This window comes from Allobosea sp. GW822-FHT05A11 (genome assembly GCF_058800455.1).
Genome location: NZ_JBXAMI010000004.1, coordinates 568,404 through 593,118, shown reverse-complemented (window position 1 = coordinate 593,118; position 24,715 = coordinate 568,404). Strand labels below are relative to the sequence as shown.

Here is a 24,715-nt window from a genome sequence, read left to right as displayed (position 1 = left end):
CGTTGGGCGCGGGCGTCGCGAAGCCGGGTAACCTCGCCTTCACGCGTGATCGGGCAGGTTCGGCGGAGAATTGCTGGATGGCGGTGCTCAGGCTTGCAGACGATCTCGATCAACGGGCGCTTTCTCGGCCAGCCGCTGACCGGCGTGCAGCGCTTTGCGTTCGAACTGACCAGGGCGCTCGACCGGCGGATCGGCGCAGGCGCGCTTCCCGAAACGCTCAGGGATGCGCGCTGGCGCCTCCTCGCGCCGGAAGACGTCCCCCAGACCGATGAATTCCAGCATATCGCGCTCGAACGCTTCGGGCCGTTCTCAGGCCACCTCTGGGAGCAGACCGCGCTCGCGCGCCGGGCGGCGGGCGACATCCTCGTCGGCTTCGGCGGCAGCGGCCCCCTGCTCCACCGCCGGCAGCTCGTCGTCATCCACGACGTCACCATCTTCCGTCACCCGGAAGCCTTCAGCAGGGCGTACCGCGTCACCCACAAGGCCCTCGGCTTCGGGCTGACGCGAACGGCGCGCATCGCGACGGTCTCCCGGTTCTCGCGCGGCGAGCTCGGCACGATCTTTCATGTCCGCCCGGACAACATTCCGGTGATCTACAACGCCACCGACCATTTCTCCGGGCTGGTTCCGGACGAAACCGTCCTGCCGCGCCTCGGCCTCGAGGGCACGAACTTCTTCTTCATGCTCGGCACCCTGAAGCCCAACAAGAACATCGATTTCGCCATCCGCGCCTTCGATGCTCTCGGTGATCGCGGCTGGAAGCTCGTCATCGCGGGCGCTCTCGACCGGAGCGGCGTCTTCAAGGCCGATGCGCCTGCGAGCGCCGACAACCTGATCTTCACCGGGCGGCTGACCGATGCCGAGATCGTCGCGCTCGAACGCCGGGCCCGCGCCTTCGTCTTCCCCAGCCTCTACGAGGGTTTCGGCATCCCGCCGCTCGAAGCGATGACGCAGGGCTGCCCGGTCCTGGCTGCGGATATTCCGGCGGTCCGCGAAGCCTGCGGCGAGGCGGCGCTCTATTTCGACCCGCGCGATCGCGCCAGCCTCGAAGACGCGATGCGCCAGGTCATGGATGCCGGCGGCAATATGTCCGGGCTGGTCGAAAAGGGCCATGCCAACCTCGCGCGCTTCTCCTGGGACAAGAGCGCAGAGACCCTGCTGTCGACTCTGTCGGACATGGCCGCGCCGCGGCGCTGACCACGCGCGTCACGAGATATCCGGTGAAGCACCCGGGCGCCGGAGCAGCGCGGCGACGGTCGCGACCGTCGGCGGAATGCACAGCAGCATGACGGCCAACGACACCGGCAGCGATGTCTGCGGCGTGCCGGCATTGGCGATCCCGGCGATGGCGAACGCGGCGAGCGCGCTGCCCAGCGTGAGCCCGGGCCAGCGGAACGGCATCGACAGGAACAGCGGTGTCCCCACGATCATGGCCACGGCCGCCCCCGCGGCACCGCTGTAAAGCAACCCGGTCAGCGAGCCGCCGGACAAGGCCCAGCCGGCGAAGGAACTCAGGTTGAGCAGGATGGCGTCGGTCACGGCAAGCCCGATGATAGGCCTGAGACGCTGCGTCAGATGCGCAGGCGTCGGCAGCAGGTTCTGGACCCAGGCCCGCAGCAGCGCCAGGATCATCACGGCCGGCGCGGCAAGCAGGAAGGTCTCGCGCAGTTCGGCCTTGACCAGCCAGGTCGCGGCCGGCGCCAGCAGGCACAGGATCACTGCCGCCGTCACCAGCGAGCAGTTCGCAAGCTGTGCGTAGTAGCCGCCGAGGCGCTCCCGGAAGGCCAGCGAACCCGGCTCGCGGTCATAGCTCGCGACCAGTTCGGGATAGCGGATCGCATGGAGCGCCGAGACGACCAGAATGAAGGGCCGCTGCAGCAGGTCGAGCGCCAGCAGCGCGCCGGCCGCGCCCTGACTGCCGATCACCGCCGTAATCAGCGCCTTGAGCCCGAGCGGCGCCAGAAGGCTGGCCACGGAGGCTCCGGCCGAAACGCCGCCATAGGCCAGGTATTTCTTCAGCAGATGACGCTGCGGCCGATGGAGCCCTCGCGCCAGCGGGCCCCCGGCAAGCCGCGCCAGCACGACATAGGCGAGGCTTCCGGCCAGCATGCCGGCCACCGCGCCCGAAAGCGTCGGGGCAAGCATGGCTCCGCCGATCGTGCCGATCGCCAGGAGTGACGCCCGGGCAGCCTGCAGGATCGAGAACAGCCGAAAATCCTGCCGGAAGCGCAGCAGCGTCAGGTGCAGCTCCGAGCCGCCCTGGAACACCGCAAAAACGGCTCCACCGACGGCGATGCCCGGCGCAACCGCGCCCGACGCGAGAACGCCTGCTCCCGCGAGCAGGCAAAGAGCAGCGCAAACGGCGAAAGCATACGCGATGACCGAGCGCTGCGCCGTCTCGTCGGCACCGGGATAGAACCGGCTGCAGGAGAACCGGATCCACTCGAAGACGGCAATGCTGGCGAACTGGCTGATCGTGACGAAGAGCGAATAATGCGTGAAATCCCGCGCCGGCAGGATGCGCGAGACCAGGAGCAGCAGCACGAGCGCCAGCACGGCCTGATAGACATAGGCTCCAAGAGCGGCGATCTGGCCCACCGGCGCGACGCTCCGCTCAGGCCGCGCAAACAGGCGCGGCAGATGGCAGCGCGTCGCTATCGGCCAATCCGCAATCCGTGACGATGACGCGAAACATCCCATTGCCCTCCGGCCACAGGCCTAGGGCATAAAGGTTGATATTTCCGCGCGGCCGAGGGGCGGCTTTCAGGAGAAATGCAAAACCGCAAGCCCGGCCGAAGCGGCGATCGCCGCAAGCCACCAGACCCAGCGCGAGGCATGCGGATCGCTCGCCGCCAGGGGCGTGCCGATGACATCTTCATGACCGAAGGATTCGCCGGCGAGGCGTGCAGCACGCTGCAAACCCGCGATACCCGCAACCGGCACTGACTGACGCGACGCCACGGCCTTCTCCCCCTGTAGACCGATCATAGCGCATTGCGGAAATCCGCATAGGCCTGAACGTGCTGACCATCCTCGGCACGGATGGTTAACGTGGCCTGAACGGCTCGGTTCCGCCCCGCTCTTGCCCAAGCCGGCGACAGGGATGTGACAGGCATGCGATCGCCGGAGACGAGGCGGTTTCGATCCGGGGATGAGGCGTCTATAAGCTGCCCCTGACAGGGCATGACGGGCCGCAATGCGCTAGAGTTCGAAGGCGCGAATCAGGAAGCATTTGGTGGCAATGGCGGATAACGGCGATCTTTTCGGTGCGGAGCCGGAGCGGCCCGACGCGGCGAGCCCGAGGCCGGAAGCCCGCTCGCCCGCCGCTGCCCCCAAGGCGCCGCAGCCGCCCACATCCCCTGCCCGCAACGGCACCCTTTCGGAGACCGGCTACGACGCCTCCGCCATCGAGGTCCTCGAAGGGCTGGAGCCGGTGCGCCGCCGGCCGGGCATGTATATCGGCGGCACCGACGAACGCGCCCTGCATCATCTCTTCGCCGAGGTGATCGACAACGCCATGGACGAGGCGGTGGCCGGCCACGCCACCTTCATCGATGTCGAATTGTTCGAGGACGGCTCGATCGCCGTCACCGACAATGGCCGCGGCATCCCGGTCGACCCCCATCCGAAATTTCCGGGCAAGTCGGCGCTCGAAGTCATCATGACAACGCTGCATGCCGGCGGAAAGTTCGATTCCAAGGCTTACGAGACCTCGGGCGGCCTGCATGGCGTCGGCGTTTCCGTGGTCAACGCCCTGTCGGACCGGCTGGAGGTCGAGGTCGCGCGCGGCAAGACGCTCTATCGCCAGATCTTCTCGCGCGGCCTGGCGCAGGGGCCGCTGGAAACCGTCGGCGCCGTCGCCAACCGGCGCGGCACCCGCGTGCGCTTCCACCCCGACGCGCAGATCTTCGGCGAGGGCGCGGCCTTCTCGCCGGCCCGCCTGTTCAGGATGGCACGCTCCAAGGCCTATCTCTTCGGCGGCGTCGAAATCCGCTGGACCTGCGCAGCGTCGCTGCTGAAGCCCGAGGGCGACGTCGCCGCCGAAGCGGTGTTCCGCTTCCCCGGGGGCTTGCGCGACTATCTCGGCCGCGAGATCGAGGGCAAGGACCTCGTCGCCGAGCCGATCTTCTCCGGCAAGATCACCCGGGAAGGCAGCCACGGCTCGCTCGAATGGGCAGTGGCCTGGCTCGCGACCGGCGAGGACGGCTTCTCGTCGTCCTATTGCAACACGATCCCGACGCCCGAAGGCGGCACGCATGAGCAGGGCCTGCGCATCGCCCTGCTGCGCGGCCTGCGCGACCATGCCGAGCGCATCGGTCAGTCCAAGCGCATGGCGCAGGTCACCTCCGACGACGTGATGGCGACCTGCGCCGCCATGCTCTCGGTCTTCATCCGCGAGCCGGAATTCCAGGGCCAGACCAAGGACAAGCTCGCGACGCAGGAAGCCCACCGCATCGTCGAGAACGCGATCCGCGACGCCTTCGACCATTGGCTCGCCGCCGCGCCCCAGCAGGCGCTGCGCCTGCTCGACTGGTCGGTCGACCGGGCCGAGGAGCGCCTGCGCCGGCGCCTCGAAAAGGAAGTCTCGCGCAAAACCGCGACGCGCAAGCTCCGCCTGCCCGGCAAGCTCGCCGATTGCTCGAATGCCGGCGCGGCTGGCTCCGAGCTCTTCATCGTCGAGGGCGACTCGGCCGGCGGCTCGGCCAAGCAGGCGCGCAATCGCTCGAACCAGGCGATCCTGCCCCTGCGCGGCAAGATCCTCAACGTCGCCAATGCCACGCGCGAGAAGCTCAATGCCAACCAGCAGCTCGCCGACCTGATCCTGGCGCTCGGCTGCGGCATCGGCACCCAGTTCCGCGAGGATGACCTGCGCTACGAGAAGGTCATCGTCATGACCGACGCCGATGTCGACGGCGCCCATATCGCTTCGCTGCTCGTCACCTTCTTCTGGCGCCAGATGCCGCGCCTGATCGAGAAGGGCCATCTCTATCTCGCCGTGCCGCCGCTCTACCGGCTCCAGCACGGCGGCAAGAGCGTCTATGCCCGCAACGACGCCCATAAGGACGAGCTGATCGAGACGGTGTTCAAGGGCAAGAAGCCGGAGATCTCGCGCTTCAAGGGCCTTGGCGAAATGATGCCGGCCCAGCTCAAGGAGACCACGATGGACCCGAGCAAGCGCATCCTGCTCAAGGTCATGGTCGATCACGAGGCCAAGGAGGAGACCTCCGACACGGTCGAGCGCCTGATGGGCAACAAGCCGGAAGCGCGCTTCGTCTTCATCCAGGAACGCGCCGCCTTTGCCGGCGAACTGATCGACCTGTGAGTTACGAGCCCTGCATCCTTGCAGGGCTGGGGCTCACGCCCGGCGGGCTGCCCGAGCAGACATTTCCCGGCAGGGTTCGCGCATGTCGAACCCTCCTCACCTCCCGGACCGCCATGATCGCCGACACCATACCTCCTGGGACTGGCCACTGACGGCATGGGCGAGCCTGCTTCCCCTCCATCTCGACGCGACGGCGATCTGGCATCCCCGGCCGGACAGGTATCCTGGGACGACATCCGGATCTTCAACGCCATCGCCGTCGGCGGGTCGATGGCCGTGGCAGCGGCGCGCCTAGGCCTGAGTGAGGCAACGGTCGCGCGCCGGCTGAAGGCCTTCGAGACCGGGCTCGGATTGCAGCTCTTCACCCGCGAGGCCAACCGGCTCGTACCGACCGCGATCGGCATCGAGCTCGCAACCGAGGCGGCCCTCGTGGAAGCCGCCGCCAGGCGCTTCGCGATCCGCGCGGACACGGCTCGCCCGCAAGCCGACGCGCCCGTCCGCATCACCGCCACCACCTCGATCAGCCTGCTCCTGACCATGAACGCGACGGCGATCTCGCAAGCCGCGGGCGGGGTCGAGATCGTCATCATCAGCACGCGCAACCGGCTCGACCTGGCGCGCGGCGAGGCCGATATCGCGCTCCGCATGACCCGGGTTCCGGGCGAACCCGGCCATTACGCCCAGAAGGTCGGGCGGCTGATGCAGGCGCTCTATGTTCGCCGCGACATCGATCCCGCGACCGCGCCGATCATCTCGGTCAATCGCGAAACCTCCTCGCGGATCGACGACCACATCATGGCCTATGCCGCCGGCCGCCCGATCGCGGCGCGCGTCGGCGATTCGGCCGCGCGCTACGAAAGCGTCCGCTCGTCCGGGGCGCTGTCGATGGCGCCCTGCTTCATGGGCGATGCCGATCCGACCTTGCGCCGCCTCCAGCCGCCGCCCGAGCAGACCGGTGACGACATCTTCCTGGTCTCGCATGAGGTCTCGCGCCGCAGGCCGGGCGTCGCCGCGGTGCTGAGCGCCCTGCGTAAGCTGTTCAAGGAACAGCAGGGCCGCCTCATCGGCAGAACCGGCGAGAATGCAGGCGATCGCTAAATTCGTCCGCAATCCGGCAAGACTTGGCTAACCATCCTTTTACTGCTGAGGGCGCATGCTGCCGCAAAGCTCGTGATGTCACGGGCCGTGGAGAGTGCGCCATGCGCCTGATCGAACTGTTCTGGAAGAACAATCGCGGCACCATCGCCGCCGATATCACCAAGGCCGGCGCGGCCATCGCCTTCCTGTCGGTCATCGCCGCGAATTTCCTGTCGAGCCAGACCGCTTCGCTCGACAAGGACCGCCTGGCCCAGGTCAGCCTCGCCGCCTCCAAGCGCGACCCGATGACCACCGGTTCGATCGCGCGGGCGGCGGGCGACACGAAGCTCGACCCCTGCGCCCTGCCCCGCTGATCAGGATCACCCTTGTCATTCCGGCTTCGCGCCTGCGGTGCGCCCCGGAATGACAGGTATCAGCCGAGCCAGCGCAACAGTTCCGCCGTCACAACCTCGGGCGCTTCCAGCGTCGACAGGTGACCGCAGCCGGGCACGATCGCCAGCCTTCCGCGAGCACCGACGAGGCCGGCCATTTCCTGCGCTTCGGCAACGGGCGTGATCTCATCCTCCTGGCCCACCAGCACCAGCACCGGAATCGATAGACCTGCCAGCATCGGCCGCGAGTTCGGCCGCTTCATGATCGCCTTTTGCTGGCGCACGAAACCTTCGGCTCCGACGTCGTCGGCCATCCCGCGCACCAGCAGGCGCAGCGGCTCATCGGTCAGGCGCGCCGGCGCGACCAGTTTCTGCCAAAGCAGTGTCGTGACGTTGTCGAAAGCCCCCTTCTCCGCCAGCGCGATCATCTGCTCACGCGGCAGGTTGGTCTCGGGCGTCGCCGGCTTGGCGCTGGTATCGAGCAAGGCCAGCCGCGTCACGCGCTCCGGCGCCTGCCTGAGCACTTCGAACGCGACATAGCCGCCCATCGACAGGCCGCAGAGCGCGAAACGCGGCGGCGCGGCTTCCAACAGGCGTTTCACGATAGCTGATAGCGTGTCGTCGCGGGCGTGATCGGCGACCAGGATCGGGCGCCCATCGGCGAGCGCAGGCCATTGCGGAGCATAAAGTTCGGCATTGCAACTCAGGCCGGGAACGAGAACGAGCGGCTCCTTCATGAGGTTAAAGCAGTCCTTTCAAGGCTAGATGATTGACTTTGCCGCGTTTTCTTTGCATTCCACACGGGTCCGAAGGCGCGCAGGAACTGTCGTCGCGCCAACGCGGTGGTTGAGCAGGTCATCCCGCCGTGTTTCACCGACCCAGAAGAAGCACCATACGCGATGTCATTTGCCGAACTCGGCTTGAGTGAAAAGGTTCTGACGGCCGTCACCGCCGCAGGCTATAGCACGCCGACCCCCATCCAGGCCCAGGCCATTCCGCATGTTCTCGCCCGCAAGGACGTTCTGGGCATTGCCCAGACCGGCACCGGCAAGACCGCGGCCTTCACCTTGCCGATGCTGACCATCCTGGAAACCGGCCGTGCCCGGGCCCGGATGCCGCGCACCCTGATCCTGGAGCCGACACGCGAGCTCGCGGCGCAGGTGGAGGAGAACTTCACCCGCTACGGCGTCAACCAGAAGCTCTCGGTCGCGCTTTTGATCGGCGGCGTTTCCTTCGGCGACCAGGATGCCAAGATCACCCGCGGCGTTGACGTCCTGATCGCGACGCCCGGCCGCCTGCTCGACCATGTCGAGCGCGGCAAGCTCCTGCTGACCGGCGTCGAGCTTCTCGTCATCGACGAGGCCGACCGCATGCTCGACATGGGCTTCATCCCGGACATCGAGCGGGTCTGCAAGCTCGTGCCTTTCACCCGGCAGACGCTGTTCTTTACCGCAACGATGCCGCCGGAGATCACCCGCATCTCCGAGCAGTTCCTGCACAACCCGGTGCGCGTCGAGGTCTCCCGCCCCGCCACGGCAGCAGCGACGATCACCCAGCGCCTGATCGCCTCCAATGCGCAGGATTTCGAGAAGCGCGAGACGTTGCGCAAGCTGATCAAGGGCGCGACCGACCTGCAGAACGCGATCGTTTTCTGCAACCGCAAGCGCGATGTCGCGACGCTGCACAAATCGCTGCAGCGCCATGGTTTCCCGGCAGTCGCGCTCCACGGCGACATGGATCAGTACGCCCGCATGGCGGCGCTCGAATCCTTCCGCACCGGCGAAAATCCGATCCTCGTCGCCTCGGACGTCGCGGCGCGCGGCCTCGATATCCCCGCCGTCAGCCATGTCTTCAACTTCGACGTCCCGACTCACGCGGAGGACTATGTCCACCGCATCGGCCGCACCGGTCGTGCCGGTCGCGAAGGCGCTTCCTTCACCATCGTCACCCGCCATGACGACAAGCTCGTCGCGGCGATCGAGAAGCTGACCGGTCAGGCGATCGCCTTCGAAGGCCCCGGCCTCGACGCCCTGCCCCCGGGCGAACCGCGCGACGAACGTCGTAGCGGCCGCCGGGACGACAAGCGCTCCTCCTCGCGCGGCGGCCGTGGCCGTCCCGAACGCGGGGCACGCGCCGATCCCGGCGCCGCGCGGCCGGATGCCGATGAGACCGTGGCCGATACGCAGCGCAAGCCGCGCCGCGTGCCGATCCGGCCGGATTCCGAGACGGCAGCGCCTCCGCCTGCCGCGCGCAATCAGGATGCCCCCCGCCGCGGGCGCGGCTCGCATGGCCGCGACGACGATGACGGCCCGCAGGTGAAGGGTCTGGGTGATCATGTCCCGGCCTTCCTGCTGCGCCCGGCGCGTGTCGGATAACGTTACGGCATCAACCGGTTTTTAACGATGTCGACCTAGATTGCCCTTCGCTGCGACGGGCTGACCTTCGCAGCGGACGGGCGCATGCCGCCGTAGATACGGACAGGATGTCCCGCTTCGATTGTTTTGATCGAAGCTGACGTGGCCGAAGGCCGCGAACCGGCTTCATACCGGAATGGCGATGGCATGGACGACCTGGTTTCGGTTCCCGCCCGCACTGATGATCTCGCCGAGCGCGTCGTCGCGGCGATGCGGCAGCACGGCTCGCCGAGCTACCCCCGCGCCTTCGAGGTCTGGTACGCCCATCTGAGCGGCGAGATGCCGGCCGTCAGCATCGCGATGAGCGCCATCGTCACCGGCAGCGACGGCCAGGTCACCGCGGCCGATATCGACAGCCTCTACGAACGCTTCATCTCGACCGAGCGCTTCTCGCGCCAGGCCGAGCGCACCAGCCTGCAGGTTCTCGGCGAGATCGAGGCGATGATGGGGCTGGTCGACAAGGCGCTCGGCTCCAGCGAGCTCTATCACGGCCGCCTCTGCGCCATGTCCGAGGATGTGCCGCCGGCGACGGATCGCCACAAGCTGCGCGAATGGGTCGAGGCGCTGGTGATGTCGACCCGCGAGGAGGTTTCGCGCAAGGCACAGCTCGAAGCGGAATTACGCAACAGTTCCAACGAGATCCGCAACCTGCGCGAGGCGCTGGAATCGACCCGCGCCGAGGCCCTGACCGATCCGCTGACCGGCCTCGCCAATCGCCGCCATTTCGAGGAGATGCTGCAGAAGTCGATCGATCAGGCGACGCTGCGCCGCGAGCCCTTCGCGCTGGTCATGGCCGATATCGACTTCTTCAAGCGCTTCAACGACGCCCATGGCCATCTCACGGGCGACCAGGTGCTGCGCCTCGTCGCGCGCACGATGAAGGACAAGTTCAAGGACAAAGCGATCATCACCCGCTTCGGCGGCGAGGAATTCGCCATCATCCTGCCCGAGGCCGACCTGATCGCCGGCAAGTTCGGCGCCGAGACCGTGCGTCAGGCGCTGCTGACCCGCGAACTGATCAAGCGCTCGACCAACGAGAATCTCGGCCGCATCACCATCTCGCTCGGCGTCTCCAGCTATCGCCGCGGCGATACCGCCGGCTCGCTGGTCGACCGGGCCGACCAGTCGCTGATGCAGGCCAAGCGCGACGGCCGCAACCGCACCGTCACCGAGGATGCCCTGGAGACGGCCAGCCGCGTGGCCTGAACAAGACGGATTCCAGCGGGCTTGGACTCAGGACGCCGCCAGCGCGCTCTCGCTACGCGGCTTGATCTCGACCGATTCGCCACAGCCGCAGGCCGAAACCTGATTGGGGTTGTTGAAGACGAAGGTCGACGAGAACCGGTCGGTCTTGAAATCGAGTTCGGTGCCGAGCAGGAACAGCACGGCCTTGGCATCGACGACGACCGTCGCGTCCTTGTCGGTCACGATCTCATCGCCCTTGCTGGTCGCACGGGCGATCTCGAAGGTGTACTCCATGCCGGCGCAGCCGCCCTTCTTGACGCCGACCCTGAGGCCGAGCGCCGGCGCCTCGCCGCCCGCAGACTGCGCCATAATCTCGCGGATACGGGTGGCCGCGGCGTCGGTCAGCGAAATGACCTTCAGGCCCGGTATCGAAAACATCTGTTTCCCTCCTCGACCGGGTTCAAGGCCCGGTGAAGCAAGATTGTTCCCAGTAACATAGGGATCGGCAGGGCTTTCGTCGAGATGCCGCCAGCGCGTCATGCGCTTCGTATCCGCCCCCTGCCCGCCCCACGCATTGCGGAACCGCCCCGCTCATGCACTCTGGCGCTCAAGATCCCCGAGGCCCCAAGACCTCTTCCGACAAGACCTCTTCCAAACGGCAGGAAACCCATGGCGCACCGTCTGCACCGCCCCGAATCGCTGCACGCCCTCGTCCGCGACATGGTCGTGAAGGCCGGCTGGACCGAAGCGGAGGCGCAGGAGACGGCCGATCATCTCGTCCTCGCCAATCTCAGCGGCCATGACAGCCACGGCGTCGGCATGCTGCCGCTCTATTTCCAGTCGCTAGCCGACGGCAATCTCAGCCCGGCTTCACAGCCGCAGACACGCGTCGACGCCGCGCCCTTCCTGATCATCGACGGCAAGATCGCGCTCGGCCAGCCCAACGCGCGCAACGCCGTCGACCGGGCCATCACGATGGCGCGGACCGGCGGCGTCGCCATCGTCAACCTGCTCGATTCCCATCATATCGGTCGCATCGGCCATTATGCCGAAGTCGCCGCGGAGGCAGGGCTGATCTCGTTCTTCTGGGTCAATGTCGCGGGCCGCCCACCGATCGTCGCGCCCTATGCGGCGAAGGAAGCCCGCTTCGGCACCAATCCCCATGCGATCGGCATCCCCGTCCCCGGCGGCGAGCCCCTGATCCTCGACTTCGCCACCAGCCGCATGGCCCATGGCAAGGCCCGCGTCGCCCTCAACAAGGGTGAGCAGGTGCCGCCCGGCTACATCATCGACGGCGAGGGCCGCCCGACCACCGACCCCGCCCATGTCTTCGCCAGTCCCGATCATCCGCTCGGCGCGCTCCTGCCCTTCGGCGACCACAAGGGTGCCGGCCTGTCGCTGATCGCGGAACTGCTCTCGGCCGGCTTGATGGGCGCAGCCCGCATCGACCAGAAGCCGCAGAAGACCTGGGTGATCAATTCGCTCTTCGGCGTCATCATCGATCCGGCCCGGCTGGAGCCGGACGCGGAGCTGCGCCGCAGCCGCACCGAGAGCTATCTCGCCTTCGTCCGCGCGGCGAAGCCGCAGGACCCGGCCAGCCCGGTGCTGGCGCCCGGCGACAAGGAGCGCAAGGTCAGGATCGAACGGCAGGCGGCCGGCATCCCGCTCGATGATGAGACCTGGTCGCAGATCGTGGCCGCGGCCGCGAAGCACGGCATCGACGCCGAGAGCTACTGAGCCAGGAGTTACCAACGCAATGTCGCCTGCGGCCTACAACGCCTTCTGCGCGAGCCTCCCCGCCACGAGCCATGTCGTGCAATGGGGCGGCGCCGATGTCTGGAAGGTCGGCGGCAAGGTCTTCGCCCTCGGCCGGCAGCAGGAGGACGGCGAGATGGCCGTCTCCTTCAAATGCTCGCCGATGGCCTTCGACATCCTGGGCGAGCAGCCGGGCCTCAGGCCCGCGCCCTATCTCGCCTCGCGCGGCATGAAATGGATCCAGTGGCTTACCGGCGAGAGCATGCCGGACGATGCCCTGCAGGACTATCTCGCCGAGAGCCACCGCCTCGTCGCCGCCGGGCTGACGAAGCGGGCGCGGGCCGAACTGGGGCTATAGCAGCGCCTCGCCGCGGAACATCGGCACGCAGCCACCACCGACCCGCGAGCGGAAGCCGTCCGCAGCGCGACGCGACGTGACGTTCAGGCGGCTCGGCCGCCCCATCTCGACGCCCTGCGTGATGCTGTAGGCAGCCTCGTCCCCGCCATCGAGCGACAGGAGCAACGCACCGAGCGTGGCGCTGGCGCTGCCGGTCGCGGGGTCTTCCCAGGTGCCGGCCAGCGGCGCGAACATCCGCGCCCGGACCGCATTGCCGTCGCGGGCATAGAGGAACAGCGACAGCCGCCCCTGCAATTCGGCATGCTGGCCCTCAAGCGTGCGGAAGGCGGCGAGATCAGGTGCGGCACCGGCCAGCGCGGCGGGCGCGACCTCTGCCAGCACGAATTTCACGCCAAGCGAAGCCTGGACCGGCTTATGACCGCTGGTGACGATGTCGGAGAGCGAGAGACCCGCACAGGCGGCGATCCGGTCCGCCGGCAGTTCGACACCGAGCGACAGAGCCTGCGGCGCGGCGATGACGGCGCCCGTTACAGCTCCGGTCGCATCACGCTCGACGGCGATCTCGACCAGCCCGGCCATCTGCTCGAAGCGCAGGACGCCGTTGCGGTCGCGGCCATGACGCGCCAGCACGCAGGCGGTGCCGACATTGGGGTGGCCGGCGAAGGGCATCTCGGCGGTGCGATGGAAGATGCGCACCCGCGCGTCATTGGCAGGATCGTCCGGCGGCAGGACGAAGGTCGTCTCGCTATAGTTCATCTCCGCCGCGAGCGCCTGCATCTGGGCATCGGAGAGCCCACGTGCATCGGTGAAAACGGCGAGCGGATTGCCGCCGAAGGCGCGATCGGTGAAGACGTCGACGGTCTCGTAGGGAAAGCTGGGCATGGCGGGCTCCGGTGGCGACAATCCTGCGCCCCGTCTTGATGCCATCCTTCTCCGGCCGGGAATAATGAAGGTCGATCATGCGATCGATCACGCGCGCGCGACCGCCACCGTCACAGCAGGAAATGCAGGCCGAAGCCGATAATGACGAAGCCGGTCGCGACGATCTGCGCGATGAAGAGCGGCTTCAGCCGGAAGGCCTGCGCGGCCTGGAATTCGGCGCGTTCCGAGCGCGACATCCGCTCGCGGGCCTTGAACTGTTCAGCCAATGCCGAGGGATCGCTGCTCGCCCCGTCGCGTTCGAGGTCCATCCGCACGGTGATGAAGCCGATGACGAGACCGAGCACACCCAGACCGAAGAAGCCGACGAGCCGCAGCGAGGCGTAGAACACGCCGATCAGCAGGGCGGCCAGGAAGGGAAAGACCAGATAATCCCACTTCGTCTCGCGCATAAGGCATCATGCGCGAGAGCAGCGGACGGGTCCAGCCTCACCACATGTCGAGCGCGACCCGGGCCTCGTCGGACATGCGCGACTGGTCCCAGGGCGGATCGAAGGTCATGTTGACCGTCACGCCAGCGACGCCGTTGACGGTGCTAACGGCATTCTCGACCCAGCCCGGCATCTCGCCGGCGACCGGACAGCCCGGCGCGGTCAGCGTCATGTCGATCGTGATCTGACGGTCGTCGGCGATATCGACGCGGTAGATCAGGCCGAGTTCGTAGATGTCCGAGGGAATCTCGGGATCGTAGACCGTCTTCAGGGCGGCGATAATATCATCCGTCAGCCGGTCGATCTCTTCCGGCGGCAACGCGGTGCCCTTGCCCATGGCGGGGGCGTTCGGCTTGATCTCTTCAGCGACGCTGTCGGTCATCTCTTCAAAATCCCGGTCAGGCGAACAGGCTCTCGGCCTTCCGCAGGGCATCGACCAGCTTGTCCACCTCTTCGAGCGTGTTGTAGAGCCCGAAGGAGGCGCGGCAGGTCGATGTCACTCCATATCGTGCCAAAAGTGGCATGGCGCAATGGGTGCCAGCCCTGACTGCGACACCGGCACGGTCGATCACGGTCGCGACATCATGGGCATGGGCGCCCTTCATCTCGAAGGCGACGATCGCGCCCTTCTCCCTCGCCTTGCCGAAGATGCGGATCGAGTTCATCTCGCCGAGCCGCTCCATCGCGTAGGCGCCGAGCTTGGCCTCATGCGCTGCAATATTCTCGCGGCCGAGCGCCATCATGTAGTCGAGCGCGGCACCCAACCCCACCGCCTCGACGATCGCCGGCGTGCCGGATTCGAAGCGGTGCGGCGGGTCGTTATAAGTCACTGTGTCTTCACTGACGGTGACGATCATCTCGCCGCCACCCTCGTAGGGCGGCAGCTTGTCGAGCCATTCCTTCTTGCCCCAGAGAATGCCGGAGCCGGTCGGCCCATAGGTCTTGTGGCCGGTGAAGGCGTAGAAATCGCAGCCCAGTTCCTGCACGTCGACCGGCAGATGCACCGCGCCCTGGCTGCCGTCGACCACCAGCGGAATGCCGTAGGAGCGGCAGATCGCGGCAACCTCGGCGATCGGGATGATCGTGCCGATCGCGTTCGACATCTGCGTCAGCGACACGACCTTGGTGCGCGGCGAGATCAGCTTCTCGAATTCTGCGATGAGGAAATTGCCGTCCTCGTCGATCGGCGCCCATTTGATCACGGCGCCATGGCGCTCGCGCCAATAGTGCCAGGGCACAATGTTGGAATGATGCTCGAGGATCGAGAGGATGATCTCGTCGCCTTCCTGGATCTTCAGGTATCGGCCGAGCGACGAGGCCACCGTGTTGAGCGCGCCGGTGGAGGAGCGCGTGAACACGATCTCCTCCAGATGCGCCGCGTTCAGGAAGCGGCGCGCACTTTCGCGAGCCGCCTCATAGGCTTCCGTCGAAGCGTTGGCGAGATAGTGCAGGCCGCGATGGACATTGGCATAGTCCTCCCGCATCAGCCGCGTCATCGCCTCGATCACCGCTTCCGGCTTCTGGGCCGAGGCGGCGTTGTCGAGATAGACCAGCGGCTTGCCATAGACTTCCCGGCTGAGGATCGCGAAATCCTTGCGGATCGCCTGGACGTCATAGGGCTTCGCCAGCGCGTTCATGGCTCAGGCCTTTCCGGGCGAGGCCGGGGCCTTGTCGGCGACCAGCACGCCGCCATGGCCCCAATCCTCGCGCTCGATCTCCTGGATCACGATATGGGTGTTCTGCGGGTCCTTGCCGAGCACGCGCACCAGCGTTTCGGTGAAGGTCTTGACGATCTCGGCCTTCTGCGCGCGGGTCGCGCCCTTGGTGATCTGGACGTTGATATAGGGCATCAGACGGTACTCACCTCGGAAGCGGCCTCGCGGGCCTTGAGCCACGTTTCGACCTCGGTCATCACGAGATCGCGCACATCCTCATCAGTGATGAACTCGACCGCCTCGCCGGCGAAGGCCTGCAGCACCAGCGCCTCGGCCTGCGGCCGCGGCAGGCCGCGCGCCATCAGGTAGAAGAGCTGGTCGCCGTCGATCTGCGCGACGGTCGCGCCATGGCCGCAGACCACGTCGTCGGCGAAGATCTCGAGCTCGGGCTTGTTGTACATCGAGGCGCCGTCGTTCAGCAGCAGAGCATTGCTCTTCATGCTGCCATCGGTCTTCTGGGCATGCTGGCGCACGATGACCTTGCCCTGGAAGACACCGGTGGCCTCGCCGCTCGCGATCGTCTTGAACAATTCGCGGCTGGTGCCGTGCGGCACCTCGTGGTCGACGATCAGCGTCACGTCCGAATGCTCGGAGCCACGCAGCAGGTTGACGCCGCGCAGGCCGGTCTCGGTGTGCTCGCCGGCATAGCGGACGAAATGCTGCTGGCGCACCGTGCCGGCATTGCAGATCAGCGCGAAGGAATCGAATTTCGCCTGCGCTCCGACCGTCGCGAGCAGGCTCTGCACCTCGACCGTCGCCGCCTGCTGGCGGGTGACGATGCGGACGTGCTGGATCTCGCTCTCGTCGCCGGTCTCGAAGACGATCGCGCCGTTGATCTGTTGCGCGGCCTTGCCCGCCGCTTCGCTGACCTCGACGACCGTGCCCTTGGCACCCTTGCCTGCGAGCACAACCGAACGATGGAACACCGCACGCTCTTCCTCGCCCGAAGCGAGCGCAACGATCACGATCCGCTGCTCCAGCTCGGTGCCCTCGGCGATCTCGACGAACACGCCGTCGCGCATCAGAGCGGTGTTGAGGGCAAGGCCCGTATCGTCGTTACCGACCGAGGGGCCGGCGAGGATACGGGTCAGGTCCTCGCGCGGCGACACCAGCGCCTCGGCGAGCGACTGCACCGAGACGCCCTCGGGGATCGCGTCGAGCGTGGAGAGTTCCGGCACAAAGATGCCATCGACCAGTACAAGGCGCAGGCCGTCGAGCTTCAGCTCCGCAAGGCGAGCCTTGACCGCCGCCGTGACGGCGGCGCCGCCGGCAAGCGGGCGCGCCTCGCGCAGCAGCGTGCGCAGGTCAGTATAGCGCCAGGATTCGAGCCGGCGATGCGGCAGGCCCTTGGCCTCGAAGCCGGCGAAGGCATCCTCGCGCAGCTTGCGCACGGCCGGCCCACCGGGCAGCTCGGCCTTGCTGTCGGCATATTGCTGGACGAGCTGCTGTTCGGCAGCCGTCTTCAGCGGGGTGACGATGGCCATCAAGCAGCCTCCCCATAGGCCGCATAGCCCGACTTCTCGAGTTCGAGCGCCAGCTCCTTGCCACCGGTCTTCACGATCCTGCCCTTCGACATGACGTGGACGGTATCCGGCACGATATGGTCGAGCAGGCGCTGGTAGTGGGTGATGACCAGGAAGCCGCGGTTCTTGTCGCGGAGCGCGTTCACGCCCTCGGCGACGATGCGCAGCGCGTCGATGTCGAGGCCGGAATCGGTCTCGTCGAGGATGCACATGGACGGCGAAAGCAGAGCCATCTGAAGGATTTCCATGCGCTTCTTCTCACCGCCGGAGAAGCCGACATTGAGCGGGCGGCGCAGCATGTCCTTGGCGATTCCGAGCTTGTCGGCGGCGGCGTTGACCTGCTTGATGAAGTCCGGCGTCAGCAGCTCGTCCTGCCCGCGCGCCTTGCGCTGCGCGTTCATGGCCGCCTTCAGGAAGGTCATGGTGGCGACGCCGGGGATCTCCAGCGGGTACTGGAAGGCCAGGAAGATGCCGGCGGCAGCGCGAGCGTCGGCCTCCATCTCCAGCACGTTCTCGCCGTTGAGCAGGATCTCGCCGTCGAGAACCTCATAGTCCTCCTTGCCGGCGATGACATAGCTCAGCGTCGACTTGCCTGAGCCGTTCGGCCCCATGATGGCTGCGACCTCGCCGTCGTTCACGGTGAGGTTCAGGCCGTTGAGGATCTGCTTGTCCTCGTCGGCGATCTTGACGACCAGATTGCGAATTTCGAGCATTGATGAAACTTCCTAGCTATTTGGCCGCCTGCGCGAAGCGCCCCAGGCCGCCGATAAATCTATCGCGATCAGACTGAAATCTGTCCGCCCTGAAGGTAGTGCCTTGCGTAAGCTGCAACATGATCGGAATCGTAACCGGGCATGAGAAGCAGAAGCACGGCCCTGTTCTCTTGAGACAAAGCTTGGTCCGTTGTCGGGGAGTAGGTCATATCGAAAACGTCGTGACCGAAGACCTCGATGCTCAGCGATGACCCATCCTGGCTACCGCATTCGATATTTCGACCTTCGCCGCGCACCGAAACGACACACCCTTCCACTTCCGACAATTCGACCAGATAGCCGCGCAACGATTTAGCCGTAGAAACTGCCGCTTCGTGGTCGAACTCGTCCTGGTAGTTTGGCAGCGGTGGCCGCGACTCGGGAGGTGGATTCCGAACGGCAACGACGGGCTGAATGCTGTCGGTTTCGGACGACATCACCCCACGCTTCCCTCGAGCGAGATGGTGATCAGCTTCTGCGCCTCGACGGCGAATTCCATCGGGAGCTGCTGCAGCACCTCCTTGACGAAGCCATTGACGATCAGCGCCACCGCCTCCTCCTCGGAGAGGCCGCGCTGCTGGCAGTAGAACATCTGGTCCTCGCCGATCTTCGACGTGGTCGCCTCGTGCTCGAAGATCGCGGTCGCGGTCTTGGCCTCGATATAGGGGATGGTGTGCGCGCCGCACTGGTCGCCGATCAGCAGCGAGTCGCAGTTGGTGAAGTTGCGCGCGCCGGTCGCCTTGCGATGGGCCGAGACGATGCCGCGATAGGTCGAGTCCGACTTGCCGGCGGCGATGCCCTTGGCGATGATCTTGGAGGTCGTGTTCTTGCCGAGATGCAGCATCTTGGTGCCGCTATCGACCTGCTGCATGCCGTTCGACACCGCGATCGAGTAGAACTCGCCGCGCGAGCCGTCGCCGCGCAGGATGCAGGACGGATACTTCCAGGTGATCGCCGAGCCGGTCTCGACCTGCGTCCACGAGATCTTCGAGTTCTTGCCGCGGCAATCGCCGCGCTTGGTCACGAAGTTGTAGATGCCGCCCTTGCCCTCGGCGTCGCCGGGGAACCAGTTCTGCACGGTCGAGTACTTGATCTCGGCATCGTCCAGCGCGATCAGCTCGACCACGGCGGCGTGGAGCTGGTTCTCGTCGCGCTTGGGCGCCGTGCAGCCTTCGAGATAGCTGACATAGGCGCCCTCGTCGGCGATGATCAGCGTGCGCTCGAACTGGCCGGTATTCTGCTCGTTGATGCGGAAATAGGTCGACAGCTCCATCGGGCAGCGGACGCCCTTGGGAATGTAGACGAAGGAGCCGTCGGTGAAGACCGCGCTGTTCAGCGTCGCGAAATAGTTGTCCGTCACCGGCACGACCGTCGCGAGGTACTTCTTCACCAGCTCGGGATGCTCCTGGATCGCCTCGGAGATCGAGCAGAAGATCACGCCGGCCTGCGCCAGCTCTTTCTTGAAAGTGGTGACCACCGAGACGGAGTCGAACACCGCATCGACCGCGACGCGGTTCTCAGGGGCGACGCCGGCCAGGATTTCCTGCTCGCGCAGCGGAATGCCGAGCTTCTTGTAGGTCTCCAGGATCGCCGGATCGACCTCGTCGAGCGATTGCGGCGAGGCGCCCTTCTTCGGCGCGGCGTAGTAGTAGAGGTCCTGGTAGTCGATCGGCGGATAGTTCACGCGCGACCAGGTCGGCTCGGTCATGGTCTTCCAGCGACGGAAGGCATCGAGCCGCCATTCCAGCATCCATTCCGGCTCGTTCTTGCGCGCCGAGATGTAGCGGACTGTGTCTTCGGTGAGGCCCTTGGCGGGCTTGTCGACCTCAAGCTCGGTGACGAAGCCGTATTTGTACTCGGTCACGTCAATCGACTTGACCTGATCGATGGTCTCCTGGACCGCTGCCATTTCTCAGTCTCCAGTGCGGGTTCAAGGCCCGCCGGTTTGGTCTTCGTGTTGCGGAACGCTTCAGGCGGCAGCCTTGGCGCTCCGATCGGGTTGCGCGGCCACGAGCTTTTCGTAGGCCGCGAGAAAGAGATCGATATCTGCCTCGCAGGTGGTCCATCCGAGCGACGCCCGCAAGGCCCCCGCGCTCATGACCGGGGCGATTTTCATCGCATCGAGCACATGCGAGCGCTTGACCTTGCCGGACGAGCAGGCCGAACCGGACGAGAGCGCCACCCCGGCAAGATCGAGCCTGATCAGCACGGTCTCGGCCTTGAGACCCGGCGTCGCGAAGGCGCTGGTATTGGGCAGGCGCAGCGCAGCCTGAGCGAAGATCGCAGTTTCCGGCGACAGCGCAGCAAGCCCTGCCTCCAGACGATCGCGTAATCCGGAAACCCGCACGGCCTCCTCGGCCAGGACCTTGCCGGCAATCTCAGCCGCCGCGCCGAAGCCGATGATTCCCGGCAGGTTTTCGGTTCCGGCACGCCAGCCGCGCTCCTGCCCGCCGCCGCGCATCGGCTTGTCGGCGAGTTCGAGCGCTCCCGTGCGGAAGACGATCGCGCCGATGCCCTTGGGCCCGCCGATCTTGTGCGCCGAGAGCGTCAGCACATCGGCGCCGAGTGGCATGATGTCGATGGCGATCTTGCCCGCCGCCTGCACGGCATCGCTATGCATGATGCCGCCATGGCGATGCACGATGGCGGCCGCCTCGGCGACCGGCTGGATCACACCGGTCTCGTTATTGGCGAGATGGATCGACACGAGCGCGCGGGCGCCGGGATTCTCGGCAACGAAGCGGGTCAATCGCGCGTCGAGCCAGGCGAGATCGACCAGCCCGCTGCCGTCGACCGGGATTTCTTCCGCTATGCCGCGCGGGAACCGATGCCCCTCGCGCACGCAGGCATGTTCGGTCGCGCCATGAAGCAGAAGCGTCGCGGGCGTCCGCACGCAATCGCGCCCGCCATCGCAATCCATCAGGCCGGGCGAGAGCACCGCGACATTCGCTTCCGTGCCGCCGCTGGTGAAGACGACGTTCGAAGCCTTGGCACCGACGAGCCTGGCGACCTGCTCGCGCGCCCGCTCCATGGCGGCCCGCGCGGCACGTCCCTCGCCATGGACGGAGGACGGATTGCCGGGCAGCGTCAGCGCATGCGCGACCGCTTCCACCACCTCGGGTCGCACCGGGGTCGTGGCATTATGGTCGAGATAGGCGCGTCCCGCCGTCACGATCCTGCCTGCTCCATCCTCGTCATCGGCGCCCACTGATACGAAATGCTTGAAATCGCACCTGTGCGCCGTGCTATAGCCGCCCATCCGAACCGGCCGGAACGGTCGAAACGCGGCTCGCAGAAGCGGTCCACCGTTTTGTTCTCGACTTGTTCACGGCTGTTAGAACTATTCTAAGCGCTCTTCATCTAGGGCGCGCATGGTGGCGCCGTCAAGGGTGGCCGGGTTTCGGGCAGGCATGCGCCCGCTTTCTGCCCGCCCGCGCCGGCACTGCCGCAAGAAGCGGTGAGACGATGCCAGAGGTTATCTTCAACGGGCCGGCAGGCCGGATCGAGGGCCGCTACCAGCCGGCCAAGAAGCGGGGTGCACCGCTCGCGATCATCCTGCACCCGCACCCGCAATTCGGCGGGACGATGAACAACCAGATCGTCTACAATCTGTTCTACACCTTCGTGAACCGCGGCTTCTCCGCGCTGCGCTTCAATTTCCGTGGCGTCGGCCGCAGCCAGGGTCATTTCGACCATGGTGCCGGCGAGCTCTCGGACGCGGCCGCCGCGCTCGACTGGATGCAGGCGCTCAACCCCGAAGCCAAGAGCTGCTGGATCTCCGGCGTCTCCTTCGGCGCCTGGATCGGCATGCAGCTCCTGATGCGCCGCCCGGAGATCGAGGGCTTCCTCTCGATCGCGGCGATGGCCAATCGCTACGACTTCTCGTTCCTGGCGCCCTGCCCGTCCTCCGGCCTGTTCGTGCATGGCTCGGAAGATCGCGTCGCGCCGGTCAAGGAGGTGATGGCGGTGATCGAGAAGGTGAAGACCCAGAAGGGCATCCAGATCGAGCATGCCGTGGTCGAGGGCGCCAACCACTTCTTCGACGGCCGCGTCGAGCAGTTGATGGAGCAGGTCGGCGTCTATCTCGACGGCAAGGTCGGCCCCGAAATCCTCAAGAGCGAGCAGGAGCAGGCCTGATCCTGCCGGCTCACGGAGCCGGATGGGTCAGCCCTCGGCCCGATACCATGACGGGCAGCGTCATCTGCGCTGCCCGCGCCTCCGCCAGGATCCAGTCGCGGAACAGCCTGATCTTGCGCTCGCGCTGGCGTTCCGTCGGATAGACGATCCAGTAGGCCCAGGCGTCGCGCACGACATGCTCGACGGCGTAGACGAGCCGTCCGGCCGCGATGTCGTAGGCGAAGAGTTCCGGCACGGCCATCGCGACGCCATGGCCGCGCATCGCCGCCTGGACGCTCATCGCCTGCATCTCCAGTGACATCGTCCGCCCGCCCGGCCGGGGCATGTCGAGACCGAGATCGGCGAACCAGTCCTTCCACGCCCCCTCGTCGGCGCTCAGCAGCGGCGCCCGCAGCAGGTCGGCCGGCTCGCGCAATTGCAATTGCTCGCGCAGTTCCGGCGAGCAGAGCGGCGCGTAATGGCAATCGAACAGCTTCTCCGCCGTCACGCCCGGCCATGAGCCCGGCCCGTAGCGCACGGCGAGATCGACGGCCTCGGTGGTGAAGTCGACGAGATGCTGCGAGGTCCGAACGCGGACGGCGAATTGCGGGTTCTCCATCTGGAACTGTGCCAGCCGCGGCGACAGCCAGGTGATCGCCATCGTCTGCAATGAGGAGATCGTCAGGACCGTCTGGTTCTCCTCGCAGATATCGCGGAACACCGTCCCGATATCGGAAAGCGCCTTGCCGACCGGGCCGGCCAGCCGCTGGCCGATCGCAGTCAGCACGACCTGGCGCGGCTGACGCAGGAAGAGCGGCGCCCCGACCCGGTCCTCCAGCAGCCTGATCTGGTAGCTCACCGCCGCCTGCGTCATGCCAAGTTCCTCGGCGGCGCGGGTGAAGTTCTGGTGGCGTGCCGCAGCCTCGAAGACGCGGACCGCGGCAAGAGGCGGAAGCTTGGGCGGCGGCGGATGCGAAGGCATGCCGAAGCATAAGCTCTCTTTATGACAGGTGGCAATCTTCCGCTTTGTCGCCGCGCCGCATCTGGCCCAGATTGACCTCACATCAGCGGGCGGCAGCGCCTGCCTCCGAGAGGATACCATCATGACCTGCGCCTCCCATGCGGCGCCGCTGGAGACATCCGGCGGCTCGTCCCTTCTGCACGGCCTGCTCACGCTCTGGCAGCGCCATCGGAAAACCGAACGCACACAGCACCGGCTCGCGACGCTCGACAGCCGCGCGCTCTGCGACCTCGGGCTCCCGCGCGACATCGTGGAGCTGCCACACCCGCACGACACCGCCGATATCTGGCTCGGCCGCATTCCCGGATAAGGTTGAGAGCGCCTTTGCCGCAAAAGCGATTTCCACTTTTCGGCCCGATGCTCTAGACGACGGCGGAACGACATCCAGCAGATCGCAAGCCGCCATGACCACCTACAAGTCCGATTTCCTGCGCGTTCTCGACGAGCGCGGCCTCATCCATCAGGTCTCCGATCCGGCAGGCCTCGATGCTCTGTGCCGCCAGGGAACCCAGACGGCCTATGTCGGCTATGACGCGACCGCGACGAGCATTCATATCGGCAACCTGATCTCGCTGACGATGCTCTACTGGTTCCAGGAGACCGGCCACCGCCCGATCACGCTGATGGGCGGCGGCACCTCCATGGTCGGTGACCCCTCCTTCCGCGACGACCAGCGCAAGCTGCTGACCGTCGAGGAGATCGCGACCAATATCGAGAGCATCAAGCGCGTCTTCGGCCGCATCCTGCGCTATGGCGACGGGCCGACCGACGCCATGATGGCCAACAACGCCGACTGGCTCTTGAGGCTGAACTATGTCGAGTTCCTGCGCGATGTCGGCCGGCATTTCTCGGTCAACCGCATGCTCTCCTTCGACTCGGTGAAGCTCAGGCTCGACCGCGAGCAGTCGCTGTCCTTCCTCGAATTCAACTACATGATCATGCAGGGCTACGACTTCACGGAGCTCAACCGCCGCTACGGCTGCCGCCTGCAGATGGGCGGCTCCGACCAGTGGGGTAACATCATCAATGGCGTCGACCTCTCGCACCGGATGGGCGGCCCGCAGCTCTACTGCCTGACCACGCCGCTCTTGACGACCTCGTCCGGCGCCAAGATGGGCAAGACCGCCAATGGCGCCGTCTGGCTCAATGCCGACGTCTTCAGCCCCTATGATTTCTGGCAGTATTTCCGCAACACCGAGGACGCCGATGTCGGCCGCTTCCTCAAGGTGTTCACGCGCTTGCCGCTGGACGAGATCGCCCGGCTCGCTGCGCTCGGCGGCGCCGAATTGAACGAGGCGAAGAAGATCCTCGCCACCGAGATCACGGCGATCGTCCATGGCCGCGAGGCGGCCGAGGCTGCAGCCGAGACCGCACGCAAGACCTTCGAGGAAGGCGGGCTTGCCGCCGACCTGCCGAGCGTCGCGATCGCGCGGGCCGAGGTCGAGCCGGGCATCGGCGTGCTCACCGCCTTCGTCAAGGCGGGGCTTGTGCCCTCGACCGGCGAGGCCCGTCGTCAGGTCAAGGCCGGAGGCTTGCGCGTCAACGACGTGGTCGTGACCGATGAGCGCGCGCTGCTCGGCCTCGGCGATCTGACGTCAGAAGGCGTGATCAAGCTCTCCTTCGGCAAGAAGAAGCACATCCTGCTACGCCCGGAGTAAGCTCTTCGCCTGTCATCCCGTGCGCGGTGCAGCGCGAAGCGATGCGCCGCAGACAC

26 protein-coding genes are annotated in these 24,715 nt (G+C 66.4%); 11 read left to right on the top strand and 15 right to left on the bottom strand.

What is annotated here, in order from left to right:
• Positions 1-93 precede the first annotated feature (93 nt).
• Positions 94-1,197, top strand: a complete 1,104-nt coding sequence (locus AC1RLU_RS16735) for a glycosyltransferase family 4 protein (protein WP_492796874.1) — start codon at positions 94-96, stop codon at positions 1,195-1,197.
• A 9-nt stretch (positions 1,198-1,206) separates the two neighbouring features.
• Here the strand turns inward: AC1RLU_RS16735 and AC1RLU_RS16730 are convergent, their stop codons facing one another.
• Positions 1,207-2,598: a hypothetical protein gene (locus tag AC1RLU_RS16730; RefSeq protein WP_492796872.1), complete on the bottom strand. Its 1,392-nt coding sequence runs from the start codon at positions 2,596-2,598 to the stop codon at positions 1,207-1,209.
• 165 nt (positions 2,599-2,763) lie between these two features.
• The gene (locus tag AC1RLU_RS16725) at positions 2,764-2,961 is read right to left on the bottom strand and encodes a hypothetical protein (RefSeq protein ID WP_139163581.1); all 198 of its coding nucleotides are present in this window, start codon (positions 2,959-2,961) and stop codon (positions 2,764-2,766) included.
• 280 nt (positions 2,962-3,241) lie between these two features.
• Here AC1RLU_RS16725 and parE point away from each other — a divergent pair, with 280 nt between their 5' ends.
• The 3 genes from parE to AC1RLU_RS16710 all read left to right on the top strand — a co-directional run bounded on the left by parE (position 3,242) and on the right by AC1RLU_RS16710 (position 6,774).
• On the top strand, positions 3,242-5,323 hold the full coding sequence (parE, locus tag AC1RLU_RS16720; protein ID WP_492796971.1) for a DNA topoisomerase IV subunit B: 2,082 nt from the start codon (positions 3,242-3,244) through the stop codon (positions 5,321-5,323).
• Between the two features lie 156 nt (positions 5,324-5,479).
• Positions 5,480-6,421 carry a LysR family transcriptional regulator gene (locus AC1RLU_RS16715; RefSeq protein ID WP_492796871.1) on the top strand — a complete coding sequence of 314 codons (942 nt, stop codon included), beginning with the start codon at positions 5,480-5,482 and terminating at the stop codon, positions 6,419-6,421.
• 101 nt (positions 6,422-6,522) lie between these two features.
• Entirely contained in the window at positions 6,523-6,774 is a 252-nt protein-coding gene (locus tag AC1RLU_RS16710; RefSeq protein WP_492796869.1) for a hypothetical protein, read from the top strand.
• A gap of 59 nt (positions 6,775-6,833) precedes the next feature.
• On the opposite strand, the gene AC1RLU_RS16705 is transcribed toward AC1RLU_RS16710, so the two are convergent.
• A complete protein-coding gene (locus AC1RLU_RS16705; protein ID WP_492796867.1) occupies positions 6,834-7,529 on the bottom strand; it encodes an alpha/beta fold hydrolase in 696 nt (231 codons plus the stop codon).
• 162 nt (positions 7,530-7,691) lie between these two features.
• Here AC1RLU_RS16705 and AC1RLU_RS16700 point away from each other — a divergent pair, with 162 nt between their 5' ends.
• Together AC1RLU_RS16700 and AC1RLU_RS16695 are read left to right on the top strand one after the other, a co-directional pair.
• Entirely contained in the window at positions 7,692-9,167 is a 1,476-nt protein-coding gene (locus AC1RLU_RS16700) for a DEAD/DEAH box helicase (protein WP_492796865.1), read from the top strand.
• A gap of 186 nt (positions 9,168-9,353) precedes the next feature.
• Entirely contained in the window at positions 9,354-10,412 is a 1,059-nt protein-coding gene (locus AC1RLU_RS16695; RefSeq protein WP_142115599.1) for a GGDEF domain-containing protein, read from the top strand.
• A 27-nt stretch (positions 10,413-10,439) separates the two neighbouring features.
• Here AC1RLU_RS16695 and AC1RLU_RS16690 read toward each other — a convergent pair whose 3' ends face one another.
• Positions 10,440-10,829 carry a HesB/IscA family protein gene (locus tag AC1RLU_RS16690; RefSeq protein ID WP_492796863.1) on the bottom strand — a complete coding sequence of 130 codons (390 nt, stop codon included), beginning with the start codon at positions 10,827-10,829 and terminating at the stop codon, positions 10,440-10,442.
• Positions 10,830-11,060: 231 nt separating this feature from the next.
• Here AC1RLU_RS16690 and AC1RLU_RS16685 point away from each other — a divergent pair, with 231 nt between their 5' ends.
• Both AC1RLU_RS16685 and AC1RLU_RS16680 read left to right on the top strand, forming a co-directional pair.
• Positions 11,061-12,128 (top strand): malate/lactate/ureidoglycolate dehydrogenase, encoded by a 1,068-nt coding sequence (locus tag AC1RLU_RS16685; protein WP_492796861.1) that lies wholly within the window; start codon positions 11,061-11,063, stop codon positions 12,126-12,128.
• A 19-nt stretch (positions 12,129-12,147) separates the two neighbouring features.
• Entirely contained in the window at positions 12,148-12,504 is a 357-nt protein-coding gene (locus AC1RLU_RS16680; RefSeq protein ID WP_091859526.1) for an MmcQ/YjbR family DNA-binding protein, read from the top strand.
• Here AC1RLU_RS16680 and AC1RLU_RS16675 read toward each other — a convergent pair.
• The 10 genes from AC1RLU_RS16675 to AC1RLU_RS16630 all read right to left on the bottom strand — a co-directional run bounded on the left by AC1RLU_RS16675 (position 12,499) and on the right by AC1RLU_RS16630 (position 21,039).
• Positions 12,499-13,386, bottom strand: coding sequence for a PhzF family phenazine biosynthesis protein (locus AC1RLU_RS16675; protein WP_492796859.1), 888 nt, complete (start codon positions 13,384-13,386; stop codon positions 12,499-12,501). The genes AC1RLU_RS16680 and AC1RLU_RS16675 overlap by 6 nt on opposite strands.
• A 110-nt stretch (positions 13,387-13,496) precedes the next feature.
• Positions 13,497-13,835, bottom strand: coding sequence for a hypothetical protein (locus tag AC1RLU_RS16670; protein WP_061967778.1), 339 nt, complete (start codon positions 13,833-13,835; stop codon positions 13,497-13,499).
• A gap of 37 nt (positions 13,836-13,872) precedes the next feature.
• A complete protein-coding gene (locus AC1RLU_RS16665) occupies positions 13,873-14,256 on the bottom strand; it encodes an SUF system Fe-S cluster assembly protein (RefSeq protein WP_061967776.1) in 384 nt (127 codons plus the stop codon).
• A gap of 16 nt (positions 14,257-14,272) precedes the next feature.
• Entirely contained in the window at positions 14,273-15,511 is a 1,239-nt protein-coding gene (locus tag AC1RLU_RS16660) for a cysteine desulfurase (RefSeq protein WP_492796857.1), read from the bottom strand.
• A 3-nt stretch (positions 15,512-15,514) separates the two neighbouring features.
• Positions 15,515-15,724, bottom strand: a complete 210-nt coding sequence (locus AC1RLU_RS16655) for a tautomerase family protein (RefSeq protein WP_061967772.1) — start codon at positions 15,722-15,724, stop codon at positions 15,515-15,517.
• Positions 15,724-17,073 (bottom strand): Fe-S cluster assembly protein SufD, encoded by a 1,350-nt coding sequence (sufD, locus tag AC1RLU_RS16650; protein ID WP_492796855.1) that lies wholly within the window; start codon positions 17,071-17,073, stop codon positions 15,724-15,726. Before sufD ends, AC1RLU_RS16655 begins: the two co-directional genes overlap by 1 nt.
• The gene (gene sufC, locus AC1RLU_RS16645; RefSeq protein ID WP_061967769.1) at positions 17,073-17,825 is read right to left on the bottom strand and encodes a Fe-S cluster assembly ATPase SufC; all 753 of its coding nucleotides are present in this window, start codon (positions 17,823-17,825) and stop codon (positions 17,073-17,075) included. Before sufC ends, sufD begins: the two co-directional genes overlap by 1 nt.
• Positions 17,826-17,893: 68 nt before the next feature.
• The gene (locus AC1RLU_RS16640; protein ID WP_492796853.1) at positions 17,894-18,301 is read right to left on the bottom strand and encodes a hypothetical protein; all 408 of its coding nucleotides are present in this window, start codon (positions 18,299-18,301) and stop codon (positions 17,894-17,896) included.
• Positions 18,301-19,773 carry a Fe-S cluster assembly protein SufB gene (gene sufB, locus AC1RLU_RS16635; RefSeq protein WP_061967767.1) on the bottom strand — a complete coding sequence of 491 codons (1,473 nt, stop codon included), beginning with the start codon at positions 19,771-19,773 and terminating at the stop codon, positions 18,301-18,303. Before sufB ends, AC1RLU_RS16640 begins: the two co-directional genes overlap by 1 nt.
• 60 nt (positions 19,774-19,833) lie before the next feature.
• Positions 19,834-21,039, bottom strand: a complete 1,206-nt coding sequence (locus tag AC1RLU_RS16630) for a cysteine desulfurase family protein (protein WP_492796969.1) — start codon at positions 21,037-21,039, stop codon at positions 19,834-19,836.
• A gap of 290 nt (positions 21,040-21,329) precedes the next feature.
• Here AC1RLU_RS16630 and AC1RLU_RS16625 point away from each other — a divergent pair, with 290 nt between their 5' ends.
• Positions 21,330-22,001 carry an alpha/beta hydrolase gene (locus AC1RLU_RS16625; RefSeq protein ID WP_492796851.1) on the top strand — a complete coding sequence of 224 codons (672 nt, stop codon included), beginning with the start codon at positions 21,330-21,332 and terminating at the stop codon, positions 21,999-22,001.
• Between the two features lie 10 nt (positions 22,002-22,011).
• Here AC1RLU_RS16625 and gcvA read toward each other — a convergent pair whose 3' ends face one another.
• A complete protein-coding gene (gene gcvA, locus AC1RLU_RS16620) occupies positions 22,012-22,962 on the bottom strand; it encodes a transcriptional regulator GcvA (protein ID WP_492796849.1) in 951 nt (316 codons plus the stop codon).
• Positions 22,963-23,083: 121 nt separating this feature from the next.
• Between gcvA and AC1RLU_RS16615 the strand changes: the two genes are divergently transcribed.
• Complete coding sequence (locus AC1RLU_RS16615) at positions 23,084-23,311, top strand: hypothetical protein (RefSeq protein ID WP_492796847.1); 228 nt, start codon at positions 23,084-23,086, stop codon at positions 23,309-23,311.
• Positions 23,312-23,405: 94 nt separating this feature from the next.
• Positions 23,406-24,659, top strand: a complete 1,254-nt coding sequence (gene tyrS / locus AC1RLU_RS16610) for a tyrosine--tRNA ligase (protein WP_492796845.1) — start codon at positions 23,406-23,408, stop codon at positions 24,657-24,659.
• Positions 24,660-24,715: the final 56 nt, after the last annotated feature.

Coding starts and splice junctions, on each gene's coding strand:
- parE (WP_492796971.1), top strand. CDS start 3,242: ATGGCGGATAACGGCGATCTTTTCGGTGCGGAGCCGGAGCGGCCCGAC.
- AC1RLU_RS16715 (WP_492796871.1), top strand. CDS start 5,480: ATGGGCGAGCCTGCTTCCCCTCCATCTCGACGCGACGGCGATCTGGCA.
- AC1RLU_RS16710 (WP_492796869.1), top strand. CDS start 6,523: ATGCGCCTGATCGAACTGTTCTGGAAGAACAATCGCGGCACCATCGCC.
- AC1RLU_RS16705 (WP_492796867.1), bottom strand. CDS start 7,529: ATGAAGGAGCCGCTCGTTCTCGTTCCCGGCCTGAGTTGCAATGCCGAA.
- AC1RLU_RS16700 (WP_492796865.1), top strand. CDS start 7,692: ATGTCATTTGCCGAACTCGGCTTGAGTGAAAAGGTTCTGACGGCCGTC.
- AC1RLU_RS16695 (WP_142115599.1), top strand. CDS start 9,354: ATGGACGACCTGGTTTCGGTTCCCGCCCGCACTGATGATCTCGCCGAG.
- AC1RLU_RS16690 (WP_492796863.1), bottom strand. CDS start 10,829: ATGTTTTCGATACCGGGCCTGAAGGTCATTTCGCTGACCGACGCCGCG.
- AC1RLU_RS16685 (WP_492796861.1), top strand. CDS start 11,061: ATGGCGCACCGTCTGCACCGCCCCGAATCGCTGCACGCCCTCGTCCGC.
- AC1RLU_RS16680 (WP_091859526.1), top strand. CDS start 12,148: ATGTCGCCTGCGGCCTACAACGCCTTCTGCGCGAGCCTCCCCGCCACG.
- AC1RLU_RS16675 (WP_492796859.1), bottom strand. CDS start 13,386: ATGCCCAGCTTTCCCTACGAGACCGTCGACGTCTTCACCGATCGCGCC.
- AC1RLU_RS16670 (WP_061967778.1), bottom strand. CDS start 13,835: ATGCGCGAGACGAAGTGGGATTATCTGGTCTTTCCCTTCCTGGCCGCC.
- AC1RLU_RS16665 (WP_061967776.1), bottom strand. CDS start 14,256: ATGACCGACAGCGTCGCTGAAGAGATCAAGCCGAACGCCCCCGCCATG.
- AC1RLU_RS16660 (WP_492796857.1), bottom strand. CDS start 15,511: ATGAACGCGCTGGCGAAGCCCTATGACGTCCAGGCGATCCGCAAGGAT.
- AC1RLU_RS16655 (WP_061967772.1), bottom strand. CDS start 15,724: ATGCCCTATATCAACGTCCAGATCACCAAGGGCGCGACCCGCGCGCAG.
- sufD (WP_492796855.1), bottom strand. CDS start 17,073: ATGGCCATCGTCACCCCGCTGAAGACGGCTGCCGAACAGCAGCTCGTC.
- sufC (WP_061967769.1), bottom strand. CDS start 17,825: ATGCTCGAAATTCGCAATCTGGTCGTCAAGATCGCCGACGAGGACAAG.
- AC1RLU_RS16640 (WP_492796853.1), bottom strand. CDS start 18,301: ATGTCGTCCGAAACCGACAGCATTCAGCCCGTCGTTGCCGTTCGGAAT.
- sufB (WP_061967767.1), bottom strand. CDS start 19,773: ATGGCAGCGGTCCAGGAGACCATCGATCAGGTCAAGTCGATTGACGTG.
- AC1RLU_RS16625 (WP_492796851.1), top strand. CDS start 21,330: ATGCCAGAGGTTATCTTCAACGGGCCGGCAGGCCGGATCGAGGGCCGC.
- gcvA (WP_492796849.1), bottom strand. CDS start 22,962: ATGCCTTCGCATCCGCCGCCGCCCAAGCTTCCGCCTCTTGCCGCGGTC.
- AC1RLU_RS16615 (WP_492796847.1), top strand. CDS start 23,084: ATGACCTGCGCCTCCCATGCGGCGCCGCTGGAGACATCCGGCGGCTCG.
- tyrS (WP_492796845.1), top strand. CDS start 23,406: ATGACCACCTACAAGTCCGATTTCCTGCGCGTTCTCGACGAGCGCGGC.